20 protein-coding genes are annotated in these 19,569 nt (G+C 73.5%); 9 read left to right on the top strand and 11 right to left on the bottom strand.

Annotated elements, in window-relative coordinates; all coding sequences use genetic code 11:
- Nucleotide 1: 1 nt before the first annotated feature.
- From GA0070608_RS03310 to GA0070608_RS03295, 4 genes are all read right to left on the bottom strand, one after another.
- The gene (locus tag GA0070608_RS03310) at nucleotides 2-1,792 is read right to left on the bottom strand and encodes a non-ribosomal peptide synthetase (RefSeq protein WP_176733623.1); all 1,791 of its coding nucleotides are present in this window, start codon (nucleotides 1,790-1,792) and stop codon (nucleotides 2-4) included.
- 4 nt (nucleotides 1,793-1,796) lie between these two features.
- Nucleotides 1,797-2,618, bottom strand: a complete 822-nt coding sequence (locus tag GA0070608_RS03305; protein ID WP_091621404.1) for a hypothetical protein — start codon at nucleotides 2,616-2,618, stop codon at nucleotides 1,797-1,799.
- Nucleotides 2,619-2,697: 79 nt separating this feature from the next.
- Nucleotides 2,698-3,435, bottom strand: a complete 738-nt coding sequence (locus tag GA0070608_RS03300) for an ABC transporter permease (protein ID WP_091621400.1) — start codon at nucleotides 3,433-3,435, stop codon at nucleotides 2,698-2,700.
- Nucleotides 3,432-4,379, bottom strand: coding sequence for an ABC transporter ATP-binding protein (locus GA0070608_RS03295; RefSeq protein WP_091621396.1), 948 nt, complete (start codon nucleotides 4,377-4,379; stop codon nucleotides 3,432-3,434). Before GA0070608_RS03295 ends, GA0070608_RS03300 begins: the two co-directional genes overlap by 4 nt.
- 230 nt (nucleotides 4,380-4,609) lie before the next feature.
- Between GA0070608_RS03295 and GA0070608_RS31835 the strand changes: the two genes are divergently transcribed.
- From GA0070608_RS31835 to GA0070608_RS03270, 6 genes are all read left to right on the top strand, one after another.
- Nucleotides 4,610-4,819 carry a hypothetical protein gene (locus GA0070608_RS31835; protein WP_141719395.1) on the top strand — a complete coding sequence of 70 codons (210 nt, stop codon included), beginning with the start codon at nucleotides 4,610-4,612 and terminating at the stop codon, nucleotides 4,817-4,819.
- Between the two features lies 1 nt (nucleotide 4,820).
- Nucleotides 4,821-6,302, top strand: coding sequence for an amidase (locus GA0070608_RS03290; RefSeq protein WP_091621393.1), 1,482 nt, complete (start codon nucleotides 4,821-4,823; stop codon nucleotides 6,300-6,302).
- 157 nt (nucleotides 6,303-6,459) lie between these two features.
- Nucleotides 6,460-7,392, top strand: coding sequence for an ABC transporter ATP-binding protein (locus tag GA0070608_RS03285; RefSeq protein ID WP_176733622.1), 933 nt, complete (start codon nucleotides 6,460-6,462; stop codon nucleotides 7,390-7,392).
- A gap of 8 nt (nucleotides 7,393-7,400) precedes the next feature.
- On the top strand, nucleotides 7,401-8,225 hold the full coding sequence (locus tag GA0070608_RS03280) for an ABC transporter permease (RefSeq protein ID WP_091621390.1): 825 nt from the start codon (nucleotides 7,401-7,403) through the stop codon (nucleotides 8,223-8,225).
- Nucleotides 8,222-9,412 carry a sensor histidine kinase gene (locus tag GA0070608_RS03275; protein ID WP_245715675.1) on the top strand — a complete coding sequence of 397 codons (1,191 nt, stop codon included), beginning with the start codon at nucleotides 8,222-8,224 and terminating at the stop codon, nucleotides 9,410-9,412. The genes GA0070608_RS03280 and GA0070608_RS03275 overlap by 4 nt, the downstream gene beginning before the upstream one ends.
- Nucleotides 9,409-10,014: a response regulator transcription factor gene (locus GA0070608_RS03270; RefSeq protein ID WP_091621387.1), complete on the top strand. Its 606-nt coding sequence runs from the start codon at nucleotides 9,409-9,411 to the stop codon at nucleotides 10,012-10,014. Before GA0070608_RS03275 ends, GA0070608_RS03270 begins: the two co-directional genes overlap by 4 nt.
- 9 nt (nucleotides 10,015-10,023) lie before the next feature.
- On the opposite strand, the gene GA0070608_RS03265 is transcribed toward GA0070608_RS03270, so the two are convergent.
- Nucleotides 10,024-10,992, bottom strand: coding sequence for a peptidoglycan DD-metalloendopeptidase family protein (locus GA0070608_RS03265; protein ID WP_091621383.1), 969 nt, complete (start codon nucleotides 10,990-10,992; stop codon nucleotides 10,024-10,026).
- A gap of 206 nt (nucleotides 10,993-11,198) precedes the next feature.
- Here GA0070608_RS03265 and GA0070608_RS03260 point away from each other — a divergent pair, with 206 nt between their 5' ends.
- Entirely contained in the window at nucleotides 11,199-11,924 is a 726-nt protein-coding gene (locus tag GA0070608_RS03260) for a Clp protease N-terminal domain-containing protein (RefSeq protein ID WP_091621380.1), read from the top strand.
- A gap of 6 nt (nucleotides 11,925-11,930) precedes the next feature.
- On the opposite strand, the gene GA0070608_RS03255 is transcribed toward GA0070608_RS03260, so the two are convergent.
- The gene (locus tag GA0070608_RS03255) at nucleotides 11,931-12,449 is read right to left on the bottom strand and encodes a hypothetical protein (RefSeq protein WP_091621376.1); all 519 of its coding nucleotides are present in this window, start codon (nucleotides 12,447-12,449) and stop codon (nucleotides 11,931-11,933) included.
- Between the two features lie 124 nt (nucleotides 12,450-12,573).
- The gene (locus GA0070608_RS03250; RefSeq protein WP_091634178.1) at nucleotides 12,574-12,765 is read right to left on the bottom strand and encodes a hypothetical protein; all 192 of its coding nucleotides are present in this window, start codon (nucleotides 12,763-12,765) and stop codon (nucleotides 12,574-12,576) included.
- A gap of 419 nt (nucleotides 12,766-13,184) precedes the next feature.
- Here GA0070608_RS03250 and GA0070608_RS03245 point away from each other — a divergent pair, with 419 nt between their 5' ends.
- On the top strand, nucleotides 13,185-13,847 hold the full coding sequence (locus GA0070608_RS03245; protein WP_091621371.1) for a GNAT family N-acetyltransferase: 663 nt from the start codon (nucleotides 13,185-13,187) through the stop codon (nucleotides 13,845-13,847).
- A 432-nt stretch (nucleotides 13,848-14,279) separates the two neighbouring features.
- Here GA0070608_RS03245 and GA0070608_RS33905 read toward each other — a convergent pair whose 3' ends face one another.
- Nucleotides 14,280-14,408, bottom strand: coding sequence for a hypothetical protein (locus tag GA0070608_RS33905; RefSeq protein WP_266316518.1), 129 nt, complete (start codon nucleotides 14,406-14,408; stop codon nucleotides 14,280-14,282).
- 218 nt (nucleotides 14,409-14,626) lie between these two features.
- Nucleotides 14,627-16,078 (bottom strand): glycoside hydrolase family 3 protein, encoded by a 1,452-nt coding sequence (locus GA0070608_RS03240; protein WP_091621368.1) that lies wholly within the window; start codon nucleotides 16,076-16,078, stop codon nucleotides 14,627-14,629.
- Between the two features lie 167 nt (nucleotides 16,079-16,245).
- Between GA0070608_RS03240 and GA0070608_RS03235 the strand changes: the two genes are divergently transcribed.
- Nucleotides 16,246-17,421, top strand: coding sequence for an ROK family transcriptional regulator (locus GA0070608_RS03235; RefSeq protein ID WP_091621364.1), 1,176 nt, complete (start codon nucleotides 16,246-16,248; stop codon nucleotides 17,419-17,421).
- 132 nt (nucleotides 17,422-17,553) lie between these two features.
- On the opposite strand, the gene GA0070608_RS03230 is transcribed toward GA0070608_RS03235, so the two are convergent.
- Both GA0070608_RS03230 and GA0070608_RS03225 read right to left on the bottom strand, forming a co-directional pair.
- Nucleotides 17,554-18,558 (bottom strand): ABC transporter permease subunit, encoded by a 1,005-nt coding sequence (locus GA0070608_RS03230; RefSeq protein WP_091621361.1) that lies wholly within the window; start codon nucleotides 18,556-18,558, stop codon nucleotides 17,554-17,556.
- Nucleotides 18,555-19,565: an ABC transporter ATP-binding protein gene (locus GA0070608_RS03225; protein ID WP_091621357.1), complete on the bottom strand. Its 1,011-nt coding sequence runs from the start codon at nucleotides 19,563-19,565 to the stop codon at nucleotides 18,555-18,557. Before GA0070608_RS03225 ends, GA0070608_RS03230 begins: the two co-directional genes overlap by 4 nt.
- Nucleotides 19,566-19,569 lie beyond the last annotated feature (4 nt).

Below are 19,569 nucleotides of genomic sequence, written 5' to 3'. Positions count from 1 at the left end.
CTCACTCGTCCTCTCGGTCGGTGTCGGCGCACACCTCGGCGAGTCGCGCCACGGTCCGGTTTTCCAGCACGTCGCGCAGCGACAGCGTGAGCCCGCGCCGGCGTGCCTCGTTGACCAGTTGGGCGGCGCCGAGGCTGGTGCCGCCCCGGACGAAGAAGTCGTCGTCGACGCCCATCGAGGAGACCGCCGTGTAGGTGGCGAAGAGTTCGCACAGCAGGGCCTGCAACTCGTCGGCCGGGGCCCGTCCGCCCGGGGTCGCCGCGGCCTCCGGCGCCGGCAGGGCCGCCGGGTCGAGCTTGCCGTTGACGGTCAGCGGCAGCGCCGCGAGGCTGACCACGGCGCTCGGCACCATGTAGTCGGGCAGGGTCTCCGCGAGGTCCTTGCGCAGCTGCTGCGGATCGACCCTCGTGTCAGCCGCGGGCACGACGTACGCGACGAGCTGTTTGACCTCCGGGGCGTCCGTGCGGATCACCGCCGCCGCGTGCCGCACCTCCGGGCGGCGCAGCAGCGCCGCCTCGATCTCCCCGAGCTCGATGCGGTAGCCGCGGATCTTGGCCTGGTTGTCGACCCGCCCGCAGAACTCGTACTCGCCGTCCTCGGTGGGCCGGACCCGGTCGCCGGAGCGGTACATGCGCGAGCCGGGCGGCCCGTACGGGTCGGGCAGGAAACGCTCGGCGGTCAGCCCCGGCCTGCCCAGGTAGCCCCGGGCCAGCTGGGCCCCGGCGATGTGCAGTTCGCCGATCTCGCCGGGTGCGACCGGGCGCAGGTCCCCGTCCAGCACGTGGAAGCGCACGTCGGGCATGGGCTGGCCGATGGGCAGCGGCCCCGGCGGCACCGGCTGGTCGGGCTCGATGACCACCGTGCTGCACCCGACGGTCGTCTCCGTCGGACCGTACTCGTTGATCACCCGCGCCCCGGGGTGCCGGCGTCGCCAGGCGTCGACGGTCTCGCCGAGCAGCAGTTCGCCGCCGGCCATCAGCTCCCCGGTCGGGGACGCCTCGGCGGGCAGCGCGGTGAGCAGCGGGATGTGCGACGGCGTCACCTTGACGAACGTGGGCCGCTGCTGCCCGGCCGGCCCCGCGGCGGGCGTGCCCATCTCCTCCAGGGCGCCGACGTGCACGCAGCCGCCCGTCATCAGTGGCGCGTAGAACGCGGTGACCGTCAGGTCGAACGCGAACGAGGAGTGCAGCAGCGCCCGCCCGCGTACGCCCGGGTAGGCCCGCACGACGTGGCGCAGGTACGTGCCGAGCTGGCGGTGCTCGATCACCACGCCCTTCGGGTTGCCGGTGGAGCCGGAGGTGTAGATGACGTACGCGGTGTTGGCGGGTCGCAGCGGGGCGAGCCGGTCGGCGTCGGTGACGTCGGTGGCCGGCTGGCCGGCGTACGCGTCCGGCCGGTCGAGCAGGACCCGTGGCGGGCCGGACGCCGGCACCGAGTGCTGGTCGTCGGCGGTGGTCAGCAGCAACATGGGCCGCGCGTCGGTGAGCATGTGCTCCAGCCGCTGCGGCGGGTGGCTCAGGTCCAGCGGCAGGTAGGCCGCCCCGGCCTTGAGGGTGGCGAGCGCGGCCACCACCAGGTGCGCGGACCGGGTCCCGATCGCGACGAGCCGCTCCGGGCCCGCGCCGAGCGACACCAGCCGGTGTGCGAGCCGGTTCGCCTCGGCGTCCAGCTCGGCGTACGTCCTGCGGTGCTCGCCCCACACGACGGCGGTGGCGTCCGGGGTGCGCCGTACCTGCTCCGCGAACAGGTCGGTGAAGAGCGCGGGCTCGTGGCCCGCCCGGCTCGGTGCCACCGCGCTACCCCGCGATCCGCAGGCCGGCGTCCGCACCGGTCATCAGGCCGGAGACCGCCGCCGCGACGTCGGGGTGGCGCAGCATCTGGTCATGGTCGACGTCGAGCCGGATGTTGCGCCCGAAGACCTGGTCCCGCTGGGTCGAGTGCGCGGAGGTGATGGCCGTCGCCGTCTCCCACCGCGGGGTCGGGTCGATCTCCGCCGCCGCCCGCAGGTAGCCGACGAACGACGCGAAGCTGCCGCCCAGTTCGCCCCGGACGTCGTCGTCCAGCCCGAGCCGACGGCCCGCGACGTCGATCGCGTCGCGGAAGATCCCGGCGAGCGCGGGACCGATGAGGGCGAGGTCGTCGAGCCCGTACCTCTCCTGGACCGCCTGGCCGTCCGCGTGGAACGCGGCGATCTCCTCCGGGGAGAGGATGCTGCGCAGCGCGTCCGCGGCGGCGTGGAAGTCGCGGTACAGCCCGACGATGTTCGGCAGCTCCGGATCCAGCAGGACCAGCCTGGGCGCCTCGTCCTGCGCCTCGGCCAGCCGGGACGCGAGGGGGGCGGCGAACACCGCGCCCACGCAGTAGCCGATCACGGTGTCGACGGTGCGCTCACGCCGACGGACGCCCTTCGCCCACCGCTCGACGTAGTCGGCGCCGGACATGGTGTCCTCGGCGCCGGCGGCGGGTGCCACGGTCTCCCAGATCTCGCCGGGCGCGCTCAACAGGGGAACCAGGTCCCGGAAGCACGCCTGGGTACGGCCGGTGCTGGTGAAGTCGACGGTGAGCGTGAGGCCGCCCGGCCCGCCCTTGCGCAGTATCTGCCAGGAGTTCTTCTTCACGATGGGATCCCTCGTCGTAGCGATGCGTACGTTCGTCGTGCAGGAAAGTGCGGGGTGCCGTCCGCCCGGTCGCGGGCGCTCAGACGCGGGCGCTGTCCCGTAGGTAGCGCAGGGTCACGGCGGCGCCGAGCACGACGGTCCACCCGGCGAGCACCAGTGCCGCGAGCGCGAGCCGGGAGTTGTCCTCGAACGGGCTGTGGCCGATCTCGGCCAACCAGTGGCTCGGCATGACCGCGGACACCGCCTGGAGCCACTCGGGGAACGCGACCGACGGGAACAGCGCGCCGCCGAGCACCCCGAGCAGCATGTGCGAGACGGACGTGAGGACCTGCACGCTCTCGGCCGTGGCGACCTGGCCGATGAAGACGCCCAGCAGCGCGAACGGCAGCGTGCCGAGCCAGATTCCGAGCACCAGCTGGAGCCAGCCGCCCAGCGGCAGCCGGACGCCCTCCAGCAGCGCGCCGGTGAGCGCGACCGCCGTGATCGCCGGCAGGGCCACGACCATCGCCGCGGCCAGCTTCGCGGCCAGGTAGGAGGTCGGCGACAACGGGGTGATGCGCAGTTGGCGCTGCCACCCGGTCGACCGCTCGATCGCCACCCTGGTGCCGACGTTCAGCGCGACGAAGAGCGCCCCGAAGGCGGCGAGACCGCCCAGCAGGTGCTCGCTGAAGTTGATGCCGGTGCCCTCGACGATCTCGCCCTGGAACAGGTTGGCCTGCATGAGGTAGAGCAGCGTCGGGAACAGGAACGCGACGATCCAGAACTTGCGGGCCCGGATCACCCGCTTCACTTCGAGCGTGAGGAAACCGGTGCTCATCGGGCGGCCTCGTTTTCCGTGGAGGTGAGGGCCAGGAACGCCTGTTCCAGGCCGAGGGCGCCGATCTCGACGTCGTACGCCCCCGGGTAGCGGGCGAACAGCTCCCGGGCGGCGACGTCGGAGTCGGAGCAGACGAGTTCGACGCGGTTGCCGCGGGACTCGGCGGTCTTCACGCCGGGCAGCAGGCGCAGCTGGTCGACCGTCGCGCCCGGGACGGTGGCGGACAACGACCGGCCGGCCACCACGGAGCGGATCTCGGCGACCGTGCCGTCGGCGATGACCACCCCGGCGCGGACGAGCACCACCCGGTCGGCGAACTCCTCGGCCTCCTCCAGGTAGTGGGAGGCGAACACCACGGTGCGTCCGGTGGCGGTGAACTCCCGCATGGAGGCCCAGAAGATGTGGCGGGACTCGACGTCCATCGCCACCGTCGGCTCGTCCAGCACCAGCAGCCTGGGGTCGGAGACGAGGGTCATCGCCAGGCGCAGCCGCTGGCGCTGACCGCCGGAGAGCCGGCCCCGACGGTCGGCGATGTCGGTGAGACCGGCGCGGCGCAGCACCTCGTCGACCGGGAGCGGGGCGGCGTGCAGCGACGCCGCCATCGTGAGCAGCTCGCGGATCGACACGTCGTCGAGCAGCGCACCGTCCTGGAGCATCGCCCCGATGACGCCCCGGGTGACGGCCTCCCGCGGGGTGTGCCCGAAGATGCGGATCTCGCCCCGGTCGGGTCGGGCGAGCCCGAGGATCAGGTCGACGAGCGTGGACTTGCCCGCGCCGTTGGGCCCGAGCAGCGCGACCACCTCGCCGGGGGCGATCCGCAGGTCGACGCCGTTGACGGCGCGCACGTCACCGTATCTCTTGTGCACATCCGACACGTCGATCGCCTGTGGGTCCACCGCACCGAGCGTGGGTGTGGCCACGAGGTTCCCGATTGCGTTGCTCATTGATTTCCCCATTTAGATCGGTGCGGGTATGCGAATAGTATTTAGCAGCGCCGTGGATCGGTGAGCCAGGAATTCCGGGGCCGCAGCCGCGAGAATTGGCGTCCGCAGTGCTTTATTCCGGGGTGGTGAGGGGTGACCGTAGGGGTTACCCCGCGAAGTCCGTACCCGTCATCGTCGGACCTGTCGTGGTCCTCGGCTGCGCATTCCGCGGCCCGTGCGGGGAGGTGTTCGTGGCACGCCTGAAGGGGAAAGATCAGCGCCATTCGTCGAACGGTGACGGCAAGACGGAAGTCGTGGTCCGGGACGACAGCGCGGCCGAGTTGTTCGCCTTTCCGCACCGTGACTTCTTCTGTGGCACCGGAACGTACGGGCAACCGAAACCGGCTGGTGACCGGTCCGCGCCAAAGACCGTCGCGGCCGACCAGCCGGCGGTGAGCTGACATGGACCGCCTCGCCGCCGCAGCCGAGCGGGCCGACCGGCTCGCGCCGATGCTCGGCACCTTCCTGCACCGCTTCCCGATCGACGACCCAGGCCCGGACGGGCCGCTGCGCGGCACGCTGATCGGCGTCAAGGACGCCGTCGCCGTCGCCGGAGCGCCGAGCACCTGCCAGAGCGTCGTGCACGACGCGAGCTGGTGGGCCGACCGTGACGCGACGGTGGTGGCGCGGCTGCGCGCCGCGGGCGCGACGATCGTGGGCAAGACCACGATGGCCGAGCACGCGCTGTCCCGGCCGGACCCGGACGCGACCTTCCCGGTGCCCCGCAACCCGTGGGACCCCCACCGGTGGACCGGCGGGTCGAGCTGCGGCAGCGCCAACGGCATCCCCGCCGGGTTCTTCGACGCGGGTGTCGGCACCGACAGCAACGGCAGCATCCGGATCCCGGCCGCGCTGTGCGGCGTGACCGGGCTGAAGCCGACGCAGGGTCTCCTGCCGGCGGCCGGCGTCCGCCCGCTGGCGCGGTCGGTGGAGACGGCGGGTCCGCTGGCGCGTACGGCCAGGGAGTGTGCGCGGCTGCTCGCCGTCATGGCGGACCGGCCCGCCGAGCTGTCCCGGCCGCCGCTCGCCGACCTCACGGGCGTACGCGTCGGCGTCCCGGGAGACCTCGTGCGGTATGCCGCCGCGCTGACCGACGAGACCGCCGCCGCCTTCGAGGCCGCGCTCGACGAGCTGCGGGCCGCCGGAGCCGAGGTCGTCGACGTGCCGTTCGACGAGGCGTTCCCGCTCTTCGCCGCGCAGCTCGTGACGATGCTGGTCGAGGCGTTCGAGGTGCACGGGGCGCAGTTGCGGGCACGCTGGGCCGACTACGGACGACCGTTCCGGTGGAACGTCGCGCTCGGTGGCGTGCTCCCGGCGGAGACCTACCTGCGGGCCCAGCGGGTGCGCGGGTGGGGCGCCGACGCCCTGCGGGCCCGGTTGCGGGACGTCGACGTCATCGCCACGCCCGCCTGGCCGTCCGCCGCCCCACGCTACGACGACCAGGCCAGCCTCCAGACGATCTCCTTCCTGCCCAGCATCTGGAGCGCGGTCGGCTTCCCCGCGCTGGCGCTGCCGATGGGCGCCGACGGCGACGGGTTGCCGCTGTCGCTGCAACTGGCCGCCGCCCCCGGCCGCGACTTCGAGCTGGCCGCCGTCGCCGACGTCTACCAGCGGCGCACGGGCTGGCACGAGCGCGAGCCGAAACTGGACGTCGTCCCGGACCTGGCGCCCGTCTGCGCCCCCGAGGCGCCCGCCGACAGCGTCGACCCCGTCCGGCGGGAGCGGCTGGCCCGGGCGTTCGGCGAACTGGGCGTCCCACTGGGGGACAACGACCTCGACCAGGTGACCATGACGTGGTCGAAGGTCGAGGCTCTCGCCGGGGTGCTGCCGGATCTCCCGGTGGACGTGGAGCCCATCGGCGTGGGCTCTCTCGTCGACCGGTGAGCGCCATTGCGGGGCCGCCGGGCCCACCGGCTGCTCGGCGTCGTGCCGCGCGCGTTCCACACGTGGGGGATGCACGGGTGAGGCATGAGTACGACACGGTCGGAACATGACGCGTCGGGGGTTGGATCTGTGGCCGGTCGCCGGCAGCCTGATAGCCATGGATGACGTCGTGATCGAAGTGGACGGGCTGCGCCGCAGCTACGGGGAGTTTGAGGCGGTGCGGGGGATCTCGCTGAGGATCCGCCGGGGCGAGCTGTTCGCCCTGCTGGGCACCAACGGTGCCGGTAAGACCACCACCATCGAGGTGCTGGAGGGGCTGCAGCCGGCCACCTCCGGCCGGGTCCGGGTGCTCGGGCTGGATCCGGTGCGGGACCGGGCCGTGGTGCGCCCCCGGACGGGGGTGATGCTCCAGCACGGCGGGTTCACCGGTGCGCTGACGGTCCGGGAGACGGTGGAGATCTGGCGGTCGCTGACCGTCCGGCCGCAGACCGTCGGGGAGGTGCTGGAACTGGTCGACCTCGCCGACCGGATGAACGTGGCGGTCGAGCAGCTCTCCGGCGGTGAGGGCCGGCGACTGGAGCTGGCGCTGGCGGTGCTCGGCCGGCCGGAGGTGCTCTTCCTCGACGAGCCGACCACCGGCATGGACCCGGCCTCCCGGCGTCGCACCTGGGACGTCGTCCGTGAGCTCCAGAAGGGTGGGACCACCGTCCTGCTCACCACGCACTACCTGGAGGAGGCGGAGGTCCTCGCCGACCGGGTGGCGATCATGCGGGGTGGGAGCATCGTCGCCACGGGGGCCCCGGAGGACGTGGTGCGCACCCTGCCCGCCCGGATCAGCTTCCGGTTGCCGGCGACGGACGCGCTGCCCGACCTGCCGCACGCCGCCCGGCTGGTCGAGGGCGACCGGGTCACCTACGAGTCCCGCCAGCTCCAGACCGACCTCACCCGGCTGCTCGAGTGGGCCAACGCGGCCGACATCCGGCTGGCGGCCCTGTCGGCCCGACCGGCCACCCTGGAGGATGTCTTCCTGGACATCGCCGCCGACCACGACCTGACCGACCAGCACGCGGAACCGGAGGCTGCCCGATGAGCGGGACGATGACGACGCAGAGCCCCACCAGCACCGCCACCTCGGGCGACCGGGCGACCAAGCCGTTCTGGCAGATGGCCGCGATGCTGAAGATGGAGCTGCTGGCGCTGCGCCGCAACTGGACGGCCACCGCGATGTCCGTGGTGACCCCACTGATGATCGCCATCCTGCTCGTCAGCGAGTACGGGGGTGAGCCGGTGGCCGGCGTCCGCCGGGTCGTCAGCATCACCACCCTGATCATGGTCTTCCTGGTACACCACCACCTGACGACCGTCTACGCGTCGCGCCGCCAGGAGTTGGTGCTCAAGCGGCTGCGCGCGGGGCTCGCCTCGGACCGCACCATCCTGCTCGGCACGGCCAGCAGCACCGTGGCGATCTTCCTCGCCCAGTTCGTCGTGCTGGCCGGCTACGCCATCCTGGTGCTCGGTCTGCCGCTGCCGAAGAACCCGCTGGTCATGGCGGTGGCGCTGCTGTTCGGTTCCGCGATCATGGCGGCGTTCTCGGCGGCGCTCTCCGCGATCACCCGCAGCTCCGAGGCGGCCATGCTGACCACCCTGCCGACCGTGGTGATCTTCCTGGCCACGCCGGGTGCGCTGCTGCCGCTCGGCGCCTTGCCGGAGTCGATCGAACGGGTGCTCTGGTTCCTGCCGAACGGGCCGTTCACCGAGGTCATGCGCGTCGGCTGGCTCGCCCGCACCGACGAGGGCGAGGCACTGAGTTTCGCCGGGACCCTCGTCGAGACGCTGCCCTCCTTCGGTGTGCTGCTGCTCTGGCTGGCGGTGTCGCTGTTCCTGGCCGGCCGGTACTTCCGGTGGGAGCCCCGGCACGGATGATCGAGGTCATCACGCCACCGAGCATCGGAAGCGGGAGCATGGAACGGGCGCAGGTCGAGCGGGATGTCGGCCTGCGCCGCGCCCGTGCCGTCACGCTGAGCACCGTCGGCAGCGGGGTCCTGGGGACGTTGCTGCTGGCCGCCGTCGGGCTGTCCCGGGAGGACGACCCGCGCTGGGCGGCGGCCGGCGCGGTGGGGGTTGTCCTCTTCGTCGCGGCGCAGAGCGGAGTGCTGTACGGAGCGATCACCCCGTGGCTGGCCGAGTCGACGCGGCGCCGTCTGCTCACCGCGTTCGTCTGGGCCGCCGTGCTCTCCGTACCCCTGGTCGGGCCCGTGGGCGGGCCGGAGTGGGCGACCTGGGGGTTCCTGGGGGCGTCGGTGATCGGCTCGGTGTCCCTGCTGCGGCAGTGGTGGATCGCCGGCCCGGCGGTGCTGCTCTCCGTGGCGACGGCCGCCGGGGTGGCGGCCTGGAACGGGGCGCCGGTCCGCGGTCAGGTCACGATCGTGGTGGTCGCCGGCCTTTCCATGGCCGCGTGGAACGCCCTCCAGCTCTGGCTGTGGGGGCTGCTAGTCGAGGCGCAGCGGGGGCGGGCCGCCCAGGGGCGCCTCGCCGCCACCGAGGAGCGGCTACGCTTCGCCCGCGACGTGCACGACCTGCTCGGGCACAGCCTCTCGGTGATCGCGCTCAAGGCCGAGTTGGCGTCCCGGCTGGCGGCCACGGATGCCGGGCGGGCCAGCCGGGAGGCGGCGGAGGTGCGGCGGCTGGCCGCGTCGGCGCTGGTCGAACTGCGCGAGGTGGTGCACGGCTACCGTGCCGTGGACCTCGGGGACCAGATCGCCGCGGTGGAGCAGGTGCTGCGTTCCTCCGGCATCCGCTGCGCGGTGGCGCTGCCCCCGGACGACGTACCGTCGGAGATCGCCCGGCAGTTGGTCGCGGTGTTGCGTGAGGCCAGCACCAACGTGCTGCGGCACAGCCGGGCCACCTGGTGCACCATCGAGATCAGCCAGGACGAGGACGAGGTACGGATGACCATGACGAATGACGGGGCCGAGGGGGCGTCGCCGGACCGGCACAGCTTCGGGCTGCGCGGGCTGGCCGAGCGGCTGGCCGAGGCCGCCGGGACGCTGCGCCACCGGATCGACGACGGGGTGTTCCGCCTCGACGTGACGGTTCGGACCCGCCCGTGATCAGGGTGCTGCTCGCCGACGACGAGGACCTGATCCGGGCGGCGCTGGCCGCGCTGCTCGGTCTGGAGTCCGACCTGGAGGTGGTGACCGAGGCGCCGGACGGGCGGGCGGCCGTGACCGCCGCGCTCGCCCACCGGCCGGACGTCGCCGTGGTGGACCTCCAGATGCCGGCTCTGGACGGGCTGGAGGTGACCGCGGAACTGGCTCGCGTCCTGCCCGCCTGCAAGGTGGTGATCCTGACCGGGCACGGCCGGCCGCCACACCTGCAACGCGCGCTGGCCGCCGGCGCCAAGGGGTTCCTGCCCAAGGGCGCGCCGGGTGGCACGCTCGCCGACGTCATCCGCCGGGTGCACGCCGGCGGCCGGTACGTCGACCCGGCGCTGGCCGCGGATGCGCTCACCGCCCCGGAGTGCCCGCTCACGCCCCGCGAGTTGGACGTGCTCCGGCTGGCCGAGTACGACACCCCGGTGGCGGAGGTGGCCCGGCGTACCCACCTCTCCGCCGGCACGGTCCGCAACCACCTCTCGGCGGCGGTCAGCAAGATCGGGGTGGCCAACCGGGCGGAGGCGTTCCGCACCGCCCGGGACAACGGCTGGCTCTGACGGCGCCGCTCAGATGAGCACGCTCCAGGTCACCGGGCCGACGAGGCCGTCGGCGACGAGGCTGTTGCGGCTCTGGAAGCTGCGCACCGCGTTGGTGGTGACCGATCCGAACCCGCCGTCCACGAGGAGGCTCGCCCCCCGGGCGTTGAGTGCGGTCTGCAGGCCGCGCACCAGGTCGCCGGAGTTGCCCTCCCGCAGGGGCAGGACGAGTGCGGTCCAGGTGATCGGGCCGACCAGGCCGTCGGCGTAGAGGCCCCGGCCGCTCTGGAAGCTGCGTACCGCGCTGACGGTGCCGGCTCCGTAGCCGCCGTCCACGACGACGGAGATGCCGCGTGCCCGCACCAGGTACTGGATCACCCGGGGCACCCACCCCGAGGCGCCCTGACTGACGCTGGGGTAGCCGGTGCTGCCGACGGGGGCGGTCGAGCCGAGGGTGATGCCCCGGTTGGCAAGGAAGACCCGGGGGTCGACCGAGGTCAGCCGGGGCCGGTGGATCTCGAAGTGCAGGTGCGGGCCGGTCGAGTTGCCGGTGTTGCCCATCAGCCCGATCAACTGTCCGCAGCTGATCTGCTGGCCGGCGCTGACCAGCACCCGGTGGAGGTGGCCGTAGTACGAGAAGTAGCTGTCGGCGTGGTTGAGGTGGACGCTGTTGCCGCTGCGACCGGGCAGGGGCCCGCTCGACGTGTCGCCCGGGTACGAGTTGGTCTTGATGTCCCGGACCGTTCCGGCGGCCGTGGCATAGACCGGGGTGCCCTGGCTGGCGGCCACGTCCCAGCCCGTGTGGGTGGGGCGGCTGGGGGTCTTGTAGCCGGAGGTCAGCGTGCCACGCGTCGGGTTGCTCCAGCCGGCGGCGGCGGCCATCGCGGGGCTGGGCAGGCCGACTACCCCGACGCCCACGCCGAGGCCCAGTGCCGCGAGGAGGGTGCGGCGCCGGGCCGGCACGTCGGTCAGGCTCGCTGTTTCCGGGGTGTCACTCATGGTTGCCTCCGATGCTCCGTCTCCGCGAGGGGCGGTTGACGATGAAGACCGGATCGTAAATCTTCTATACGAGCCGGGGCAATGGTGAAACTTTTCTACGCGCCGCCCGCCGGGGTCGCGGGTGCGGGCGCCCCGGTCGCCGATCGGCGGCAGCCCATCGTCAACTCCGGGTTGACGATGGCCTGCCGTCAACCTATGGTTGACGCATGACGGAGCCAGTGCAGATGAACAACCCGGTACGCCTCGACGACCTGATCGGGGCGATCAAGAAGGCGCACCCGGATGCGCTCGACCAGCTCACCGACGCGGTCATCGCGGCCGACCACCTCGGCGACATCGCCGACCACCTGATCGGTCATTTCGTCGACCAGGCCCGCCGCTCCGGCGCGTCCTGGACCGAGATCGGCCGCAGCATGGGCGTCAGCAAGCAGGCGGCACAGAAGCGCTTCGTGCCGAAGGCCGACGAGACGCCGATGGACCCGCAGCAGGGCTTCACCCGGTTCACCCCCCGCGCCCGCAACGTGGTGATGGCGTCGCAGAACGAGGCCCGGGCCACCGGGCACGCCGAGATCCGCCCCGAGCACCTGGTGCTGGGGCTGCTCAGCGAGCCGGAGGCGCTGGCCGCGAAGGCGATCGTCGCCCAGGCGGTGCCGCTGGAGCGGGTCCGGGAGGCCGCGACGGCCGCGCTGCCGCCCTCGGCCGCCGAGGTGCCCGACCTGATCCCGTACGACGCCCAGGGCAAGAAGGCGCTGGAGCTGACCTTCCGCGAGGCCCTGCGGCTGGGGCACAACTACATCGGCACCGAGCACATCCTGCTCGCGCTCCTGGAGCAGGAGAACGGCACCGGGGTCCTCAGCGGGCTCGGCGTCACCAAGGCCGCGGTCGAGGAGTGGGTGGCGGCAGCCCTGCGGGCCGTCCAGTTGCGGAGCTGACCCGGCTCAGAGAGCGGTGGGGAAGCCGTAGCGGGCGGCGTGCTCGGGATCCGCCAGGTCGATCTGGCGGATCCCGGCGTCGGCGAGTCGCTTGTTGACCTCGTCGAGCCGCTCGCGCACCAGCCGGGCCTCCTCCTCGGTGACCCGGCCCCGGTGCGGTCGACCGGCGTGCTCGATCGTGCCGTAGTCGACCCGCTCCGCGCCCTTGCGGGCCTTGGGCGGGCGGACCCGCTCGGCCGTCTTCAGCAGTTGCGTCATCGGCACGTCGGTCGCCATCGCGTCGAACTCGCTCGCGGTGAGCACCACCCGGCGCGGCTCACCGTCGCCGTGCCGGTCGTGGATCTCGACCACCGCGACGTCCAGCGCGGCGTCGTCGATGCCCTCCACCTCGACCGGGGTGGCGTCCAACCGCACGGGACCCGCGACCAGGTCAGGGTGCTCCAGGACGACGACGCGGACCACCTCGTCGTCGAGCTGGATGGCCGTGCCGCTGAAGTCGGAGACGTGGATCGTCTTCTTGCCCATGCGCGGAGCTTCTCCTGTCGTAGGCCGGGATGCCGGACCAGAAGAAATTACCCGACAGGTGTGCGAAAGCCGCCGGTGGACCGTCCGGGTGTGTCGCGGATCCGCCCGACCGTGCGCGGGGTGGTCAGCGGGTGTTCAGGCCGCCGCGCGAGGAGGCGCCGGCGGGCTGCTTGTTCACCTCGCTCCACGACCGCGCCCCGGTGCCGGTGCGGTGACCCCGGTACGCCGCCTGCGCCGGGAACCGCCCGGCGGGCTCGGTGGCCCGCCAGAGCCGCGTGGGGTCCTGGTGGTACCGGTCGTTCGGCAGATTCGGCATGACCATACCGTCCCAAACAAAGTTGTACATGTATGAAAATGAATATGACGACCGCTCGATGCTTCTGGTTCCCGTGATCTGCCCTTCGCCCCACGAATCCGGCGGCGACATCGATGTGCTTGGTATGTCTACCCGCCCGCCGCGCCGCTCAACCCCCACGCCGACCCGCGCCCGACGGCGACGCCCACCGGAGCGCGCCCACCGGGGCAACGAACCGTCGGGGCAGCGGGTCGTCGGAGCAACGGGTCGTCGGGGCAGCCGGTCGTCGGGGGGAGCCGGCCGCCGGGCGGTCCACCGTCGACAGGTTCCGTCGCGCGGCGGCGCCGCACCCGCGTACGGTGATCGTCGGCGAGGCGGGCCGGGGCGTCGGTGGGCCCGGCCCGCGGGTGACCACCGACGGCCGGGGGAGGTGAGCGGCGATGCTCGACCGGCGGCTGCACCTGCACCTGGCGAGCTGGCTCGGCCAGTGGCCGGCCGGGCCCGGGTTGCACGTGGTCGGCTCGCACCGGCGGGCCCGACCGGCCTGGGACGGCCGGCTCCGGCCAGCCGTCGCGGTGACCGCCGGCACCAGCACCGTGCTCTCGGTGGCCCCCGACCGGGTCGAGGCGGTTCGCGAGTTGGCCCGGCGGCCGGGCGGACCCCTGCTTGCGGCGTTGCCCGCCACGGTCGGACGGCCCGGCTGGGCGACGCACGACGACGTGTTCCGGTGGAGCGCCGCACCGGCCCCGCTGCCGGACGTGGGGGAGTGGACGCCGCCGACCGCCGTCGGGCTGCCGCCCTGGCTGCGCCTGTTCGACCGCCCGGTGCTGGTGGTACGCGACGACCGGGGGCGCTACCTGTCCGGCGTCGGGATCAAGCGGCACGACGCGTACGGCCACGAGTTGGCGGTCGGCACGGTGCCGGCGGCCCGCGGGCGGGGGCTGGCCCGCCGGCTGGTCGCCCAGGCGGCGCGTCGGGTGCTCGACGAGGGGGCCGTTCCGACCTACCTGCACGCCGCCGCCAACACCGCCTCCGCCCGGGTGGCCGCCGCTGCGGGCTTCGCCGACCGGGGCTGGCGGTCGTACGGGGTCTACCCGCCCTGACCGCGCCCCTGGGCGGTGGGGCGCGGACCGTGGTTCCCGGGCCGGATCCACGGTCCGCAGTCTCTCTCCCCCAGGCCCCGCGGGTGGTGTGCGCACCCATCACGCTACGTATCCGCAGGGGTGGCGGCAAGGTGTAACGGGTGTGGTTCAGGTGTCCATAAGTGGACTCTGACCTGCGGCTATTCGGAGGTGGCGTCGTCTAGGGTCAGTGACGCAGCGTACGAATAAGGTCGAGCACCTGCCGGGTCACCGGGCGCAGCACGCGCAACCGGGACAGCCCCACCAGCCGGTCGCCCTTGTGTCCGTCCGCGTGGCCCGGCCGGGCGGGGATCGGTACGGCTGAGTCGCGCCGGTGCCGGCGCGTTTTCGACCTCGCCGACGAGAAGACCGGCCGGCCCGTGGCACGGGGGCGGCGTGGGCTGGACGTCCGGCTCAGGGCTCCGAGTTCGCCGACGTCGCGGCGGACCACTCGACGAGCACCAGGGTCGTGTCGTCCTCGTGCTTCCTCACCGCGTTGACGTAGCGCAGCAGCCCGGTGCCGGTGTCGAATTCGGCGAGCACCGCGGTGACGAACGGGCGTCCTGCCGCTGGGCGTCGACCGGGTCCGCCAGCTCGTCCGGCGGCAGCCGGTGGGACCGGGACGCGAGATCGGCCAGGGACCGGTGCCAGGGGTCGGTGGCGGTCATGCTGTCGCATACCCCGGCCGGGCCCGGTCGACGCCGGCCGGGGTATGCGGTGGCGAACCGCGACGTGACGCTGAGTGCCCGGTGCTGCCGGCGTCAGCCGGCCAGGCCGAGCACCTCGGCAGCCGCCCGGCCGCAGGCGTGGCTCGCGCCGTACGTGGTGACGAACGCCCGTACGCCAGCCGGACGCCACCGGGAGGGCCAGCCCATCTCGACCACGGTCACCGGGTGCTCGGCGGCCAGCGCGGTCACCAGGTCGGCGCCGCCCGGCAACCGGTGCAGATGGCGGCCGACGAGCACGATCGGCCGGTCCCCGGCGAGCTGGCGCAGGGCCGCCGGCCCGGTCTCGGTGGCGACCACCCGCAGTTCCTCCGCGCCGTCCAGGTGTGGGCCGAGGCCCCACGGCACTCGCCCCTCGGCGATGGTCGACGCGGCGTGCAGTTGGACGACCAGCGGGCGGTCCAGCCCGGCCAGCACTCCCTCCACCCGTACGGCGCGCCGCGCCGCGGCGTACCCGAGGTCGGACTGGGTGGCCGACTCCACGCCGCCGGCCCGGGTCCAGACGGCGAGCGCGGCGGTGCGGCCGGCCGCCTCCTCCACCCGCGCCCGGTCCAGGCTGCCGTCGGCGAGCGCCCCGACGATCTCAGCGACCACCCGCTCGACCAGTTCGGCGTCGACCTCGGCGCCGATGCAGAGCAGGTCGGCGCCGGCGGCGAGGGCTCGGACGGCGGCCGGGCCGATCCCGCCGGCCGCCACGGCGGCGCCCTTCATTTCCAGCGCGTCGGTGATGACCGTGCCGGTGAAGCCGTACTCGCCGCGCAGCAGGTCGACCAGGACCGCCCGGCTGAACGTGGCGGGGCCGTCGCCGGTAAGCGCCGGAACCCGGATGTGCGCGGTCATCACGGCCCGCGCGCCGGCCGCGACGACCGCGGCGAACGGCGGCAGGTCGCGCCGGCGCAGCACGTCGAGCGGCACGTCCACGGTGGGCAGCTCGTAGTGGGAGTCGGCGACCGTCGCGCCGTGCCCCGGGAAGTGCTTGGCGCAGGCGGCGACCCCGGCGGCCTGGAGCCCGGTCACGGCTGCGGCGGAGTGCGCGGCGACCCGGACCGGGTCGGCGCCGAACGAGCGGGTGCCGATCACCGGGTTCTCGTCGGCGGTGTTCACGTCCACGGTCGGCGCGAGGTTGACGGTGACGCCGAGGCCGGCCAGCTCCGCGCCGATGGCCTCGTAGACCCGGCGGGTCAGCGCCACGTCGTCGATCGCGCCGAGCGCCGCGTTGCCCGGGTACGGGCTGCCGGTGGCGTGCGCCAGCCGGGTGACGTCACCGCCCTCCTCGTCGATCGCGATCAGCACGTCCGGGCGGCCGGCTCGCAGGGCGGCGGTGCTCGCCGCCACCTGTCCCGGATCGTGGACGTTGGTGCCGAACAGGGTGTGTCCCGCGAGCCCCTCGGCCACCAGGTCGACCGCCCAGCCCGGCGGCACCGGCCCCGGGTAGGCGGCGAGCAGCGTGCCGAGCGCGAGCCGGCGCAGTCCTGGATCCAGCCCCACGTGATCTTCCCCTTTCGTCCCCGTCGGTGCGGAATTCGTACCGGCAGGGGTCGGTGACGTACCGGGTCGGCCGAGCAACCCGCTCCCGGGTGGCCGATACGCTATCGGCTACCCGCTCGCAGGTCGGTTTACAGTAAGCAAGGTTTATCAAAACTAGAGGACGTGGCATGAGTGCGACCCGACTGCCCGGCACCCCCCGCCTGTTGCGGGCGCTCAACGACCGCGCGGCGTTGGAGCTGCTGCTGGAGCGGGGGCCGCTGACCCGGGCCCGGCTCGGCGAGCTGACCGGGCTGTCCAAGGTGACCGCCTCCCAGCTCGTCGAGCGGTTGGAGGAGCGGGGCCTGGTCACCAGGGTCGGCGAGCAGGCCGGCGGGCGTGGCCCGAACGCCCAGCTCTACGCCGTACGGCCGGGCAGCGCGCACGTGGTCGGGGTGGACGTGGGCGCCGACCGGGTCGTCGCCGCGTGCGCGGACATCACCGGGGCGGTGATCGGCCGGGTCGAGCAGTCGACCCACGACACCGACGACCCCGTCGGGGTGGTGCACAACGCGGTGGTCCAGGCCGCGAGCAGCGCCGGAGCGCAGCTGTCGAGCGTACGGCGGATCGTGCTGGGCACCCCCGGCCTGGTCGACCCGGGCACGGGCGACATGACGTTCGCCTTCAACCTGCCCCGCTGGCACAGCGGTCTGCTCGCCGCGCTCCGGGACGACCTGCACACCCCGGTGGTCTTCGAGAACGACGTCAACCTGGCCGCCGTCGCCGAGGCGCAGTCGGGCGCGGCGCAGGGGCTGACGGACTTCGTGCTGGTCTGGGTCGGTGCCGGCGTCGGTCTGGCGATCGTGCTGGGCGGCCGGCTGCACCACGGCAGCAGCGGCGCCGCCGGCGAGATCGGCTACCTGCCGGTGCCCGGCGCGCCCATCCCACGGGACGTGTCCCGCCGGGCGAAGCCGGCGTTCCAGCAGCTGATCGGCGCGGACGCGGTCCGTGAGCTGGCCCGCGCCCACGGCTACCCGGACGACAGTGGCGCCGGCGCGGTGCGGGCGGCGGTGGCCGACGGCACGGCCGGCGGCCCGATGCTCGACGAGGTGGCCCGCCGGCTGGCGCTGGGCGTGGCGAGCACCTGCGTGGTGCTGGACCCGCCGCTGGTGGTGCTCGCCGGCGAGGTCGGCCAGGCCGGCGGGGCGGCGTTGGCCGAGCGCGTACAGCACGAGGTCGCGGCGATCACCCTGGTCCGTCCCCGGGTGGTGCCGACGGGGCTGACCGAGGAGCCGATCCTGCGGGGTGCGCTGCGTACCGCGCTGGACGCCGTCCGCGACGAGGTCTTCGGCTCGACCGTGGGCTGACCGGGGTGGGCCGTCCGCCGCCGCCCCGGCCTTGCGGGGTCGGCGGCGGACGGGCAACATGTGAAGGAATATTTCATCGCCGGCCCGGATGCTGCAAGGTCTTGCCGCATCCGGGCCGGGCGTCGGAGCGGGTCACATCAGGTCGCGGCGGCGGAACGCCACGAAGGCGGCGGCGGTCAACGCGCCGGTCAGCCCGAGCAGCAGGAGCAGCGACGGTTGCCAGGTCAGGGCCCAGACCTCGCCGCCACACGAATCGCCGCCCGAGAAGGTGCACGACCGGTAGTCCCAGAACCCGGCCCGGCCGTTCAACAAGGCCGCCGCGTAGCTGGAGAGCACCAGCCGCTCCGGCTTCACGACGTCCAGGATCTCCATCACCAGCCGGGCGCCCAACTCCCACACCACCAGGTACCCGGCGAGCGCGCCCAGGGCCGCCGAGGTGTGCCGACCCAGCGTGGCGACGGCGAACCCGACCGTGGTGAGCAGCAGCACCAGCAGCAGGCCGCGGCCCCAGATCGCGCCCAGCGAACCCCAGAACTCCCCGTCGAGCCCTCCCGGCCGCCCGGCGACCTGAGCGATCAGCCAGAACGTCCCGAGGTACGCCGCCGAGGCGAGCACCGACACCAGCGCCGTCCCACCGAGCAGCGTGCCCAGCTTGGTGCCGAGCACCGTCATCCGCCTGGGGCGCCAGAGCAGCAGGTTGACCACGCCGCCGGAGTTCAGGTCGGCGCCGATGTACGAGGCGCCGACCAGGAACCCGAAGAGCGCCAGGAAGGCGATGAGGAAGTAGAGCAGCGACTCCGCCTCCTCGGCGAAGACGAACACCCCGCTGAGGAAGTCGGACGTCACGGGGGCCCGCTCCATCAGGGCCGGGTCGACCTCGCTGCAGTCGTCGGGCACGTAGTCCGCCTGCACGACGCCGCGCTGCCGGTCGAGGCAGAGCTGGTGGGTGCGCTCCAGGTCGAGCCGCGCCGCGGCGGCCTGCCGTTGGGCGTCGAAGAGCTCCTGGGCGGTGGGCCGATGGGAACCCGCCAGGGTGGTCGCCGCGGTGACGCCGAACGCGAGCACCAGCAGGACGAGCATCAGCTGCACGAAGCGCCGGGCGCCGAGACGCTCCAGCTCGGCACGGACCAGGTTCACGCGTCCACTCCCCGCACGTCGAGGTCGATCACCGGTTCCCGGGGCCCGCCGTCAGGCAGCACCGAGTCGTCCACCTGCCGGGGCACCGTCGGGTGCGCCGCCGTGCCGGTCAGTTCGAGGAAGACGCTCTCCAGGTCGGGCCGCAGCGGGGTCAGCTCGCGTACCCAGAGGCCCGCCTCGCCCAGCGTGCGGCTGACCTCGGTGGCGTCGTCCACGTCGCCCACCACCAGGTGGTCGTCGTGGCCGGTAACCGCCAGCCCGGCCGCCGTCAGCAGCTCCACCGCCCGATCCGGCTCGTCCACCCGCACCAGCAGCTCGTGCCGGTCGAAGCCGGCCAGCACGTCGTCGACACGCCCGGCGGCCACCCGCCGGCCCCGCGAGATGATCGTCACGTGGTCGCAGATCAGTTGGATCTCGGCGAGGATGTGGCTGGAGACCAGCACGGTCACGCCGGCCTCCGCCAGCGAGCGCATCAGGTCCCGCATCTCCCGGATGCCGGCCGGGTCCAGCCCGTTCGCCGGCTCGTCCAGGATCAGCAGCTCCGGGTCCTTGAGCAGGGCGGAGGCCACCGCCAGCCGCTGCTTCATGCCCAGCGAGTAGCCCTTGACCCGCTCGTCGCCCCGGTCCCGCAGGCCAACCTGCTCCAGCACCTCGTCGACCCGGGCGGTCGGCACGCCGCCGGCCCGGGCGAGCAGGCGCAGGGTGCGCTCGCCGGTGAAGTTGCCGAAGAACTGCGGGCTCTCCACGATCGCCCCGACCCGCCCGGCCACCAGGGGCAGCCCGTCCGGCGAGGGGTGGCCGAGCACCGCCATCCGGCCCGCGTCGGCCCGAACCAGCCCGAGCAGGGCGCGCAGCGTGGTGGTCTTGCCCGACCCGTTGGGGCCGAGGAAGCCGTGGATCTGGCCGGCCTCCACCAGCAGGTCGAAACCGTCGACCGCCACCCGGCGGCCCTGCCGCACACTGTGGAAGGTCTTGCGCAGACCCTCGATCTCGATGACCGCGCTCATCCGC

It is taken from the genome of Micromonospora peucetia (assembly GCF_900091625.1).
GTDB lineage: Bacteria > Actinomycetota > Actinomycetes > Mycobacteriales > Micromonosporaceae > Micromonospora > Micromonospora peucetia.
Note: the sequence above shows the minus strand (reverse complement) of the source record. Positions and strands in the feature narration are given on the sequence as shown.